The sequence below is a fragment of the Paraperibacillus esterisolvens genome, assembly GCF_046237625.1.
GTDB classification, from domain to species: domain Bacteria; phylum Bacillota; class Bacilli; order Bacillales; family DSM-1321; genus Paraperibacillus; species Paraperibacillus esterisolvens.
Genome location: NZ_CP143545.1, coordinates 1660381 through 1674308 on the forward strand (window position 1 = coordinate 1660381; position 13928 = coordinate 1674308).

The following is a 13928-nucleotide window of genomic DNA, read 5'->3' on the forward strand; positions in this document are numbered from 1 at the left end:
TGTAATTTAATTATTATAGAAGAAACAGGGAGTTTTTTGACTTTAAACATTGTTTACTTTAAATATAGGTGACTATATTGGACTTATATAACCCGCACTTTTTAGCATTATTTACCAGTATAATCCTGTGTATTTATTATAGACTGATCAGGAAAAAGATGTTATTATTTTTAATACACCAAAGCTGTTTTAGTTAACTGCTTAGGATATAATCAAAAAATGTTGACACATTGTTGTGTGAGTGGTATTATTATTAAGTTGCCTACAAGCGACTGACTAATATTGACTAAAGATGTTCTTTGAAAACTGAACGAAACAAGACGCCAGTTACTTCTTATTTATAGGAAGTAAACAAAACAAGTTTTAAACTTTATGAGCTATATCGAACACTTTTCGGAGAGTTTGATCCTGGCTCAGGACGAACGCTGGCGGCGTGCCTAATACATGCAAGTCGAGCGGATGGATGGGAGCTTGCTCCCTGAAGTCAGCGGCGGACGGGTGAGTAACACGTGGGCAACCTGCCCTTGAGATCGGGATAACTTCGGGAAACCGGAGCTAATACCGGATAGGTCTTTCCCTCACATGAGGGAAAGAGGAAAGACGGTTTCGGCTGTCACTCAAGGATGGGCCCGCGGCGCATTAGCTAGTTGGTGGGGTAACGGCTCACCAAGGCCACGATGCGTAGCCGACCTGAGAGGGTGATCGGCCACACTGGGACTGAGACACGGCCCAGACTCCTACGGGAGGCAGCAGTAGGGAATCTTCCGCAATGGACGAAAGTCTGACGGAGCAACGCCGCGTGAGTGAAGAAGGTTTTCGGATCGTAAAACTCTGTTGTCAGGGAAGAACAAGTGCCATAGTAACTGATGGCACCTTGACGGTACCTGGCCAGAAAGCCACGGCTAACTACGTGCCAGCAGCCGCGGTAATACGTAGGTGGCAAGCGTTGTCCGGATTTATTGGGCGTAAAGCGCGCGCAGGCGGTCTTTTAAGTCTGATGTGAAAGCCCACGGCTCAACCGTGGAGGGTCATTGGAAACTGGGAGACTTGAGTGCAGAAGAGGAGAGTGGAATTCCACGTGTAGCGGTGAAATGCGTAGAGATGTGGAGGAACACCAGTGGCGAAGGCGACTCTCTGGTCTGTAACTGACGCTGAGGCGCGAAAGCGTGGGGAGCGAACAGGATTAGATACCCTGGTAGTCCACGCCGTAAACGATGAGTGCTAAGTGTTAGAGGGTTTCCGCCCTTTAGTGCTGCAGCTAACGCATTAAGCACTCCGCCTGGGGAGTACGGCCGCAAGGCTGAAACTCAAAGGAATTGACGGGGGCCCGCACAAGCGGTGGAGCATGTGGTTTAATTCGAAGCAACGCGAAGAACCTTACCAGGTCTTGACATCCTCTGACACTCCTAGAGATAGGACGTTCCCCTTCGGGGGACAGAGTGACAGGTGGTGCATGGTTGTCGTCAGCTCGTGTCGTGAGATGTTGGGTTAAGTCCCGCAACGAGCGCAACCCTTGATCTTAGTTGCCAGCATTCAGTTGGGCACTCTAAGGTGACTGCCGGTGACAAACCGGAGGAAGGTGGGGATGACGTCAAATCATCATGCCCCTTATGACCTGGGCTACACACGTGCTACAATGGATGGTACAAAGGGCAGCAAAGCCGCGAGGCCGAGCGAATCCCATAAAGCCATTCTCAGTTCGGATTGCAGGCTGCAACTCGCCTGCATGAAGCCGGAATCGCTAGTAATCGCGGATCAGCATGCCGCGGTGAATACGTTCCCGGGCCTTGTACACACCGCCCGTCACACCACGAGAGTTTGTAACACCCGAAGTCGGTGGGGTAACCTTTATGGAGCCAGCCGCCTAAGGTGGGACAGATGATTGGGGTGAAGTCGTAACAAGGTAGCCGTATCGGAAGGTGCGGCTGGATCACCTCCTTTCTAAGGAAAAAGCGATTTTGTTTCGTTCAGTTTTGAGGGAGCATTCCTTCAAAACCTGAAAATAAATTAGAAACGAGCTATTCGAAAGAAGAGCGGCGTTTATCATTTATTTTCATCGTTCTTTGAAAACTAGATAACAATATAAGGCAAAAATGATTTGCGTCATTTTACCGCATCGAGTAATAAACCGAGTTAAGTTTTATTGTTTTATTATGATTCGATGATGATAAAGCGAAACTTCTCCCACTCTCTGAGGCGGAGGAGAAGCGAGTTATTCGAGGAAGCGATCGAGTGAACACCGGAGCGTACTTTACGTACGTGAGGATGTGAACGAGTGAGCTGACGAAGAAGAACGAAGCTTATCGTCAGCCGTATCTATGGTTAAGTTAGAAAGGGCGCACGGTGAATGCCTTGGCACTAGGAGCCGATGAAGGACGGGACTAACACCGATATGCTTCGGGGAGCTGTAAGTAAGCTTTGATCCGGAGATTTCCGAATGGGGAAACCCACTGTTCGTAATGGAACAGTACCTTCACCTGAATTCATAGGGTGATGGAGGCAGACCCGGGGAACTGAAACATCTAAGTACCCGGAGGAACAGAAAGCAAATGCGATTTCCCAAGTAGCGGCGAGCGAAACGGAATGTAGCCCAAACCGAAAGGCTTGCCTTTCGGGGTTGTAGGACACTCTATACGGAGTTACAAAGGAACGGGGTAGACGAAGAGACATGGAAAGGTCCGTCGAAGAAGGTAACAACCCTGTAGTCGAAACTTCGTTCCCTCCAGAGTGGATCCTGAGTACGGCGGGACACGTGAAATCCCGTCGGAAGCAGGGAGGACCATCTCCCAAGGCTAAATACTACCTAGTGACCGATAGTGAACCAGTACCGTGAGGGAAAGGTGAAAAGCACCCCGGAAGGGGAGTGAAAGAGATCCTGAAACCGTGTGCCTACAAGTAGTCAGAGCCCTATGTCCCTTTTGGGAAACGGGTGATGGCGTGCCTTTTGTAGAATGAACCGGCGAGTTACGATTTCATGCAAGGTTAAGTTGATGAGACGGAGCCGCAGCGAAAGCGAGTCTGAATAGGGCGAATGAGTATGAGGTCGTAGACCCGAAACCAGGTGATCTACCCATGTCCAGGGTGAAGTTCAGGTAACACTGAATGGAGGCCCGAACCCACGCACGTTGAAAAGTGCGGGGATGAGGTGTGGGTAGCGGAGAAATTCCAATCGAACCTGGAGATAGCTGGTTCTCTCCGAAATAGCTTTAGGGCTAGCCTCAAGTGTTAAGAGTCTTGGAGGTAGAGCACTGATTGGACTAGGGGCCCATCTCGGGTTACCGAATTCAGTCAAACTCCGAATGCCAATGACTTTTCCTTGGGAGTCAGACTGCGAGTGATAAGATCCGTAGTCAAAAGGGAAACAGCCCAGACCACCAGCTAAGGTCCCAAAGTATACGTTAAGTGGAAAAGGATGTGGAGTTGCTTAGACAACCAGGATGTTGGCTTAGAAGCAGCCACCATTTAAAGAGTGCGTAATAGCTCACTGGTCGAGTGACTCTGCGCCGAAAATGTACCGGGGCTAAACGTATCACCGAAGCTGTGGGTGGACACCTAGGGTGTCCGCGGTAGGAGAGCGTTCTAAGGGCTGAGAAGCCAGACCGGAAGGACTGGTGGAGCGCTTAGAAGTGAGAATGCCGGTATGAGTAGCGAAAGAAGGGTGAGAATCCCTTCCACCGAATGCCTAAGGTTTCCTGAGGAAGGCTCGTCCGCTCAGGGTTAGTCGGGACCTAAGCCGAGGCCGAAAGGCGTAGGCGATGGACAACAGGTTGATATTCCTGTACCACCTATTCATCGTTTGAGCGATGGGGGGACGCAGTAGGATAGGGTAAGCGCGCTGTTGGATTAGCGCGTCCAAGCAGTTAGGCTGAAAACGAGGCAAATCCCGTTTTCACATAAGCTGAGCTGTGATGGCGAGGGAAATTTAGTACCGAAGTTCCTGATTCCACACTGCCAAGAAAAGCCTCTAGCGAGATGAAGGGTGCCCGTACCGCAAACCGACACAGGTAGGCGAGGAGAGAATCCTAAGGTGTGCGAGAGAACTCTCGTTAAGGAACTCGGCAAAATGACCCCGTAACTTCGGGAGAAGGGGTGCTCATCTGGGTGAATAGCCCGGATGAGCCGCAGTGAATAGGCCCAGGCGACTGTTTAGCAAAAACACAGGTCTCTGCGAAGCCGCAAGGCGAAGTATAGGGGCTGACGCCTGCCCGGTGCTGGAAGGTTAAGGGGAGAGGTTAGCGCAAGCGAAGCTTTGAACTGAAGCCCCAGTAAACGGCGGCCGTAACTATAACGGTCCTAAGGTAGCGAAATTCCTTGTCGGGTAAGTTCCGACCCGCACGAAAGGCGTAACGATCTGGGCACTGTCTCAACGAGAGACTCGGTGAAATTATACTACCTGTGAAGATGCAGGTTACCCGCGACAGGACGGAAAGACCCCGTGGAGCTTTACTGCAGCCTGATATTGAATTTTGGTACAGCTTGTACAGGATAGGTAGGAGCCTTTGAAGCCGGAGCGCCAGCTTCGGTGGAGGCATCGGTGGGATACTACCCTGGCTGTATTGAAATTCTAACCCGCGCCCCTTATCGGGGCGGGAGACAGTGTCAGGCGGGCAGTTTGACTGGGGCGGTCGCCTCCTAAAGAGTAACGGAGGCGCCCAAAGGTTCCCTCAGAATGGTTGGAAATCATTCGCAGAGTGTAAAGGCACAAGGGAGCTTGACTGCGAGACCTACAAGTCGAGCAGGGACGAAAGTCGGGCTTAGTGATCCGGTGGTTCCGCATGGAAGGGCCATCGCTCAACGGATAAAAGCTACCCCGGGGATAACAGGCTTATCTCCCCCAAGAGTCCACATCGACGGGGAGGTTTGGCACCTCGATGTCGGCTCATCGCATCCTGGGGCTGTAGTCGGTCCCAAGGGTTGGGCTGTTCGCCCATTAAAGCGGTACGCGAGCTGGGTTCAGAACGTCGTGAGACAGTTCGGTCCCTATCCGTCGTGGGCGCAGGAAATTTGAGAGGAGCTGTCCTTAGTACGAGAGGACCGGGATGGACGCACCGCTGGTGTACCAGTTGTCTTGCCAAAGGCATCGCTGGGTAGCTATGTGCGGACGGGATAAGTGCTGAAAGCATCTAAGCATGAAGCCCCCCTCAAGATGAGATTTCCCATAGCGTCAAGCTAGTAAGATCCCTGAAAGATGATCAGGTAGATAGGTCTGAGGTGGAAGCGTGGCGACACGTGGAGCTGACAGATACTAATCGATCGAGGACTTAACCTATCTTGTTTATACTCGAAAACGTAATGCAGATCAGCCTTTGTTATCTAGTTTTGAAGGAACGAAAGTTACTTCATATCTGTCTGGCAGTTATGGCAAAGAGGCCACACCCGTTCCCATCCCGAACACGGAAGTTAAGCTCTTTAGCGCCGATGGTAGTTGGGGGATCTCCCCCTGTGAGAGTAGGACGCCGCCGGGCAGTAAGGAAAGATCCGCTTCCTGCAGATCTTTTTTTATTGACTTAGGACCTTCAGGGTCCTGAAGAGTCAGCCGAAAAGGATTTTAAATTGTTATTGACTCCGGTGCATATCGGTGTTAATATATAAAAGCTGCTCGAAAAGAGAAGCTGAAAAAACTTTTTCGAGAGTGTTGACTCACCATGAAATACATGTTATTATTATTAAGTTGCTTACAAGCGACTGACTAATATTGACTAAGATGTTCTTTGAAAACTGAACGAAACAAGACGCCAGTTACTTCCTATATGGAAGTAAACAAAACAAGTTTTAAACTTTATGAGCTATATCGAACACTTTTCGGAGAGTTTGATCCTGGCTCAGGACGAACGCTGGCGGCGTGCCTAATACATGCAAGTCGAGCGGATGGATGGGAGCTTGCTCCCTGAAGTCAGCGGCGGACGGGTGAGTAACACGTGGGCAACCTGCCCTTGAGATCGGGATAACTTCGGGAAACCGGAGCTAATACCGGATAGGTCTTTCCCTCACATGAGGGAAAGAGGAAAGACGGTTTCGGCTGTCACTCAAGGATGGGCCCGCGGCGCATTAGCTAGTTGGTGGGGTAACGGCTCACCAAGGCCACGATGCGTAGCCGACCTGAGAGGGTGATCGGCCACACTGGGACTGAGACACGGCCCAGACTCCTACGGGAGGCAGCAGTAGGGAATCTTCCGCAATGGACGAAAGTCTGACGGAGCAACGCCGCGTGAGTGAAGAAGGTTTTCGGATCGTAAAACTCTGTTGTCAGGGAAGAACAAGTGCCATAGTAACTGATGGCACCTTGACGGTACCTGGCCAGAAAGCCACGGCTAACTACGTGCCAGCAGCCGCGGTAATACGTAGGTGGCAAGCGTTGTCCGGATTTATTGGGCGTAAAGCGCGCGCAGGCGGTCTTTTAAGTCTGATGTGAAAGCCCACGGCTCAACCGTGGAGGGTCATTGGAAACTGGGAGACTTGAGTGCAGAAGAGGAGAGTGGAATTCCACGTGTAGCGGTGAAATGCGTAGAGATGTGGAGGAACACCAGTGGCGAAGGCGACTCTCTGGTCTGTAACTGACGCTGAGGCGCGAAAGCGTGGGGAGCGAACAGGATTAGATACCCTGGTAGTCCACGCCGTAAACGATGAGTGCTAAGTGTTAGAGGGTTTCCGCCCTTTAGTGCTGCAGCTAACGCATTAAGCACTCCGCCTGGGGAGTACGGCCGCAAGGCTGAAACTCAAAGGAATTGACGGGGGCCCGCACAAGCGGTGGAGCATGTGGTTTAATTCGAAGCAACGCGAAGAACCTTACCAGGTCTTGACATCCTCTGACACTCCTAGAGATAGGACGTTCCCCTTCGGGGGACAGAGTGACAGGTGGTGCATGGTTGTCGTCAGCTCGTGTCGTGAGATGTTGGGTTAAGTCCCGCAACGAGCGCAACCCTTGATCTTAGTTGCCAGCATTCAGTTGGGCACTCTAAGGTGACTGCCGGTGACAAACCGGAGGAAGGTGGGGATGACGTCAAATCATCATGCCCCTTATGACCTGGGCTACACACGTGCTACAATGGATGGTACAAAGGGCAGCAAAGCCGCGAGGCCGAGCGAATCCCATAAAGCCATTCTCAGTTCGGATTGCAGGCTGCAACTCGCCTGCATGAAGCCGGAATCGCTAGTAATCGCGGATCAGCATGCCGCGGTGAATACGTTCCCGGGCCTTGTACACACCGCCCGTCACACCACGAGAGTTTGTAACACCCGAAGTCGGTGGGGTAACCTTTATGGAGCCAGCCGCCTAAGGTGGGACAGATGATTGGGGTGAAGTCGTAACAAGGTAGCCGTATCGGAAGGTGCGGCTGGATCACCTCCTTTCTAAGGAAAAAGCGATCTTGTTTCGTTCAGTTTTGAGGGAGCATTCTCTCAAAACCAAAAATAAATTAGAAGCGAGCTATTCGAGGAAGCAAGCGAATGAACACCGGATCGTACTTTACGTACGTGAGGATGTGAATGAGTGAAGCTGACGAAGAAGAGCGAAGCTTATCATTTATTTTTTCGTTCTTTGAAAACTAGATAACAATATAAGGCAAAAATGATTTGCGTCATTTTACCGCATCGAGTAATAAACCGAGTTAAGTTTTATTGTTTTATTATGATTCGATGATGATAAAGCGAAACTTCTCCCACTCTCTGAGGCGGAGGAGAAGCGAGTTATTCGAGGAAGCGATCGAGTGAACACCGGAGCGTACTTTACGTACGTGAGGATGTGAACGAGTGAGCTGACGAAGAAGAACGAAGCTTATCGTCAGCCGTATCTATGGTTAAGTTAGAAAGGGCGCACGGTGAATGCCTTGGCACTAGGAGCCGATGAAGGACGGGACTAACACCGATATGCTTCGGGGAGCTGTAAGTAAGCTTTGATCCGGAGATTTCCGAATGGGGAAACCCACTGTTCGTAATGGAACAGTACCTTCACCTGAATTCATAGGGTGATGGAGGCAGACCCGGGGAACTGAAACATCTAAGTACCCGGAGGAACAGAAAGCAAATGCGATTTCCCAAGTAGCGGCGAGCGAAACGGAATGTAGCCCAAACCGAAAGGCTTGCCTTTCGGGGTTGTAGGACACTCTATACGGAGTTACAAAGGAACGGGGTAGACGAAGAGACATGGAAAGGTCCGTCGAAGAAGGTAACAACCCTGTAGTCGAAACTTCGTTCCCTCCAGAGTGGATCCTGAGTACGGCGGGACACGTGAAATCCCGTCGGAAGCAGGGAGGACCATCTCCCAAGGCTAAATACTACCTAGTGACCGATAGTGAACCAGTACCGTGAGGGAAAGGTGAAAAGCACCCCGGAAGGGGAGTGAAAGAGATCCTGAAACCGTGTGCCTACAAGTAGTCAGAGCCCTATGTCCCTTTTGGGAAACGGGTGATGGCGTGCCTTTTGTAGAATGAACCGGCGAGTTACGATTTCATGCAAGGTTAAGTTGATGAGACGGAGCCGCAGCGAAAGCGAGTCTGAATAGGGCGAATGAGTATGAGGTCGTAGACCCGAAACCAGGTGATCTACCCATGTCCAGGGTGAAGTTCAGGTAACACTGAATGGAGGCCCGAACCCACGCACGTTGAAAAGTGCGGGGATGAGGTGTGGGTAGCGGAGAAATTCCAATCGAACCTGGAGATAGCTGGTTCTCTCCGAAATAGCTTTAGGGCTAGCCTCAAGTGTTAAGAGTCTTGGAGGTAGAGCACTGATTGGACTAGGGGCCCATCTCGGGTTACCGAATTCAGTCAAACTCCGAATGCCAATGACTTTTCCTTGGGAGTCAGACTGCGAGTGATAAGATCCGTAGTCAAAAGGGAAACAGCCCAGACCACCAGCTAAGGTCCCAAAGTATACGTTAAGTGGAAAAGGATGTGGAGTTGCTTAGACAACCAGGATGTTGGCTTAGAAGCAGCCACCATTTAAAGAGTGCGTAATAGCTCACTGGTCGAGTGACTCTGCGCCGAAAATGTACCGGGGCTAAACGTATCACCGAAGCTGTGGGTGGACACCTAGGGTGTCCGCGGTAGGAGAGCGTTCTAAGGGCTGAGAAGCCAGACCGGAAGGACTGGTGGAGCGCTTAGAAGTGAGAATGCCGGTATGAGTAGCGAAAGAAGGGTGAGAATCCCTTCCACCGAATGCCTAAGGTTTCCTGAGGAAGGCTCGTCCGCTCAGGGTTAGTCGGGACCTAAGCCGAGGCCGAAAGGCGTAGGCGATGGACAACAGGTTGATATTCCTGTACCACCTATTCATCGTTTGAGCGATGGGGGGACGCAGTAGGATAGGGTAAGCGCGCTGTTGGATTAGCGCGTCCAAGCAGTTAGGCTGAAAACGAGGCAAATCCCGTTTTCACATAAGCTGAGCTGTGATGGCGAGGGAAATTTAGTACCGAAGTTCCTGATTCCACACTGCCAAGAAAAGCCTCTAGCGAGATGAAGGGTGCCCGTACCGCAAACCGACACAGGTAGGCGAGGAGAGAATCCTAAGGTGTGCGAGAGAACTCTCGTTAAGGAACTCGGCAAAATGACCCCGTAACTTCGGGAGAAGGGGTGCTCATCTGGGTGAATAGCCCGGATGAGCCGCAGTGAATAGGCCCAGGCGACTGTTTAGCAAAAACACAGGTCTCTGCGAAGCCGCAAGGCGAAGTATAGGGGCTGACGCCTGCCCGGTGCTGGAAGGTTAAGGGGAGAGGTTAGCGCAAGCGAAGCTTTGAACTGAAGCCCCAGTAAACGGCGGCCGTAACTATAACGGTCCTAAGGTAGCGAAATTCCTTGTCGGGTAAGTTCCGACCCGCACGAAAGGCGTAACGATCTGGGCACTGTCTCAACGAGAGACTCGGTGAAATTATACTACCTGTGAAGATGCAGGTTACCCGCGACAGGACGGAAAGACCCCGTGGAGCTTTACTGCAGCCTGATATTGAATTTTGGTACAGCTTGTACAGGATAGGTAGGAGCCTTTGAAGCCGGAGCGCCAGCTTCGGTGGAGGCATCGGTGGGATACTACCCTGGCTGTATTGAAATTCTAACCCGCGCCCCTTATCGGGGCGGGAGACAGTGTCAGGCGGGCAGTTTGACTGGGGCGGTCGCCTCCTAAAGAGTAACGGAGGCGCCCAAAGGTTCCCTCAGAATGGTTGGAAATCATTCGCAGAGTGTAAAGGCACAAGGGAGCTTGACTGCGAGACCTACAAGTCGAGCAGGGACGAAAGTCGGGCTTAGTGATCCGGTGGTTCCGCATGGAAGGGCCATCGCTCAACGGATAAAAGCTACCCCGGGGATAACAGGCTTATCTCCCCCAAGAGTCCACATCGACGGGGAGGTTTGGCACCTCGATGTCGGCTCATCGCATCCTGGGGCTGTAGTCGGTCCCAAGGGTTGGGCTGTTCGCCCATTAAAGCGGTACGCGAGCTGGGTTCAGAACGTCGTGAGACAGTTCGGTCCCTATCCGTCGTGGGCGCAGGAAATTTGAGAGGAGCTGTCCTTAGTACGAGAGGACCGGGATGGACGCACCGCTGGTGTACCAGTTGTCTTGCCAAAGGCATCGCTGGGTAGCTATGTGCGGACGGGATAAGTGCTGAAAGCATCTAAGCATGAAGCCCCCCTCAAGATGAGATTTCCCATAGCGTCAAGCTAGTAAGATCCCTGAAAGATGATCAGGTAGATAGGTCTGAGGTGGAAGCGTGGCGACACGTGGAGCTGACAGATACTAATCGATCGAGGACTTAACCTATCTTGTTTATACTCGAAAATGTAATGCAGATCAGCCTTTGTTATCTAGTTTTGAAGGAACGAAAGTTACTTCATATCTGTCTGGCAGTTATGGCAAAGAGGTCACACCCGTTCCCATCCCGAACACGGAAGTTAAGCTCTTTAGCGCCGATGGTAGTTGGGGGCTCTCCCCCTGTGAGAGTAGGACGCTGCCGGGCAGATTAAAGAAAGACCAGCTGAGAAGCTGGTCTTTTTTGTATATACTTGAAGGAACTACAATAAAAAGCTTAAAATTACTGGAGGCTCTTTTCATTTAGAAATTCTGTGATTTGGTTCTTATGATGAATATCATGGTCCGTGAATTCTTTTACAATATATATCAGCGAATAGGGTGTTCCGGTATGAGGGCAGTGCAATACACCATTAGCGGTGGTTGATGTATGTAAGGTTTCTGCTGATAGCTCGCTTAGCTTTTGCACCAGCCGTTCTCTTGAAGTCATTGATTCATTTAATAGATGGGTTTGAGATATGCCTGATTTTGCGTACATGGATGCGTTTTCATTGAAGGAATCAAACTCAGGAAAATCCATACCCATCCCGCTGCATACAGAGGGGATGACGTTCAATAACAAATGATCGTCCCAATTTTTAATGTGGGCTATTATTTCACTTACAGCCCATTTGCCTTCGGCTACCGGCATCGACCATAATGTTTCATCAATACCTCTTAAAGTGTCAAGCCAAGAAGAGTATGTACTAAAATAGCTTATTATTTCTCTTTCTTTTCCCAAATTTATCCCCCTTTATAGTAAATCAACAATATTATAACACATAATCGAGATGAGTCGAACGTGTGTTTCTGCATACTCAATAACTATTCATTATAAAAGGTTAAGACTAAAATAATCTCCAGAATGGTAAGTCTTAATTGAAAAGTTAAGACCAACATCAGATTCCAGAACGTAAAAAATAGTCTTAAAAAAAAGTTAAGACCTAAATTGGTCTCCAGAACGCTACAAAAGGTCATAAATAAAAAGTTAAGACCAAAAACAGGTTCCAAAACGCAAAAAATGGTTCTAAATAAAAAGTTAAGACCGACATAAGACTCTTTAACGTTAAGAATGGTCATAAAAGAAAATTAAGACTAAAATTAACCTCCATATTTTTAGAAATGGTTCTAAACAAAGAATTAGTGCCATTAACAGCAGCAAGATACTTAAAACTAAACTTAAATGAAAAGCTTAATGGAAATGAAATCCCATGATGTAAATCAAATGTCCAATTTTAGCCCCAAGTCACCAAACCATTGTTCCAGCAAACCCCAAAATACATTCTCCACGTATTCCAACACTATTTTAGGTATAATGAACACATTACAGAATAAGGTTGATTATGGTCGGCAGAAGGGGTGTTGGTATATGGAGGTTTATAAAAGCAGGGAAGAGGCTCCGATTGAGCATCAATGGAATCTCGGAGATTTATTTGAATCGGCGGAAGAATGGGAGAAGGCCTATCAGGAAGTGGAAATTTCGCTTAATGATTTGAGGGAATTCAACGGGAATATAAAGGGCAGCTCAGATCTGCTCCGTTTTCTGAAACGAGAAGAGGAGATTTCTGCTATTTTTACGAATGTGTATGTGTATGCCAGGCTGAGCTCGGATCTGGATACTAGGGATTCTGGCGCACAGTCGCTGGTAGACCGGGTGACGGGTTTGAATGTAAGGTACAGTGAGGCAGAGTCTTTTTTTATGCCGTTCCTACTGAGTCTGGAAGAAGAGGTACTGAAGGGATATATAGCAGAGGAAGAGGAACTACAGTATTTTGAAAAAAGCCTGCTTCGGTCATACCGCTACAAGCGGCATGTGTTGAGCCGGGAGCAAGAGGAAGTGGTTTCCCAGCTGGGTGAGGCCTTTTCGGCTCCGGGACAAACTTTCAATATGCTGAATAATGCCGACATAAAGTTTGGAGAGGTAACAGACAAGTCAGGGAATAAGCAAGAGCTGACACGGGGAATGTATTCCAAGCTGATGGAGGATGAGGACAGGGAAGTTCGCAAGGAGGCATATGAGGCTTATTATATGCCTTATGTGCAGCTAAAGAATTCCATTGCGTCGACTTTGTCCGCCAATATTAAAAATAATGTGGCAATGGCAAAGGTGCGAAAATATCCTTCAGCTCTGGAAAAAGGCTTATTCGGTGATATGGTGCCAGGAGAGGTATATGAAAATCTGATTAGTGCTGCTAAAAAAAATATAGATACGCTCCATTCATATAATGAAGTGAGAAAGAAGCTTCTTGGTCTTGATGAACTTGCTCCTTATGATCAAAGTGTAGACCTTATAAAAGGTGTTAAGGAGGATATCGAGTTTGAGGAAGCATATGAAATGATGCTTGAGGCACTCTCTCCTCTTGGAAGCGAATACCGGGAAACACTGGCATCTTTTAAAGATCAGCGATATATCGATGTGTGGGAAACGCCGGGCAAGCGGTCGGGTGCCTACAATATGGGGGTATATGGTGTGCATCCATTTGTGCTGCTGAATCATCACAATGATTTGAACAGCCTTTTCACGCTTACCCATGAGATGGGCCACGCGATGCACAGCTATTATAGCAGCCAGCATCAGCCGCGCATTTCTGCAGGCTACAGCATTTTTGTGGCAGAGGTGGCTTCTACTGTGAACGAAGTGCTGCTCATTCAGCATTTACTGAAGAAGGCCGAGGGCGACAGGAGAAAATATCTGCTGAACCATTTTATTGACCAATTCAAGGGGACTTTCTTTACACAGGTAATGTTCGCTGAATTTGAGAAGCTGACCCATGAGCATGCAGAACATGGGAAACCATTGAATGCGGAGGTTTTCAGCAGCATATTTGAGCGGTTAACACGGGAATATAACGGAGACGCCCTGTCGCTGACTGAACAGGCAAAATACGGCTGGGCAAGAATTCCCCATTTTTACCGGCCATTCTACGTTTATAAGTATGCGACCGGGTTTGCCTCAGCCCTGTCTATCGCAGGAAAACTGCTGAACGGGGAAGAAGGGGCACAGGAAGCCTATCTGGCCTTTTTAAAGAGCGGAAGTTCGGAGTATCCGCTCGAACTGCTTAAAAAGACAGGAGTAGACCTGACTGCTCCTGAACCCATTGATTCGGCGCTCGCCACCTTCCGCAGCCTTGTGGAAGAGCTGGCCGTTGCTTATTAAG

At 49.3% G+C, this 13928-nt stretch carries 2 protein-coding genes and 6 rRNA genes; 7 read left to right on the top strand and 1 reads right to left on the bottom strand.

Annotation, left to right across the window (positions count from 1 at the left end; genetic code table 11):
- Window positions 1–390 precede the first annotated feature (390 nt).
- The 6 genes from V1501_RS08435 to rrf (V1501_RS08460) all read left to right on the top strand — a co-directional run bounded on the left by V1501_RS08435 (window position 391) and on the right by rrf (V1501_RS08460) (window position 10939).
- Window positions 391–1941, top strand: a 16S ribosomal RNA gene (locus tag V1501_RS08435).
- 379 nt (window positions 1942–2320) lie between these two features.
- Window positions 2321–5269 (top strand): 23S ribosomal RNA (locus V1501_RS08440).
- A gap of 79 nt (window positions 5270–5348) precedes the next feature.
- Window positions 5349–5465: ribosomal RNA gene (gene rrf, locus V1501_RS08445) — 5S ribosomal RNA — on the top strand.
- Window positions 5466–5799: 334 nt separating this feature from the next.
- Window positions 5800–7350: ribosomal RNA gene (locus V1501_RS08450) — 16S ribosomal RNA — on the top strand.
- A gap of 444 nt (window positions 7351–7794) precedes the next feature.
- A 23S ribosomal RNA gene (locus V1501_RS08455) occupies window positions 7795–10743 on the top strand.
- Window positions 10744–10822: 79 nt separating this feature from the next.
- Window positions 10823–10939, top strand: a 5S ribosomal RNA gene (gene rrf / locus V1501_RS08460).
- The 16S, 23S and 5S rRNA genes sit together here, the layout of an rRNA operon.
- Window positions 10940–11014: 75 nt before the next feature.
- Here rrf (V1501_RS08460) and V1501_RS08465 read toward each other — a convergent pair.
- Window positions 11015–11512 carry a DinB family protein gene (locus V1501_RS08465; RefSeq protein ID WP_409292568.1) on the bottom strand — a complete coding sequence of 166 codons (498 nt, stop codon included), beginning with the start codon at window positions 11510–11512 and terminating at the stop codon, window positions 11015–11017.
- A 627-nt stretch (window positions 11513–12139) separates the two neighbouring features.
- On the opposite strand from V1501_RS08465, the gene pepF reads away from it, so the two are divergent.
- Window positions 12140–13927 carry an oligoendopeptidase F gene (gene pepF, locus V1501_RS08470; RefSeq protein WP_409292569.1) on the top strand — a complete coding sequence of 596 codons (1788 nt, stop codon included), beginning with the start codon at window positions 12140–12142 and terminating at the stop codon, window positions 13925–13927.
- The last annotated feature ends 1 nt before the right edge of the window (window position 13928 follow it).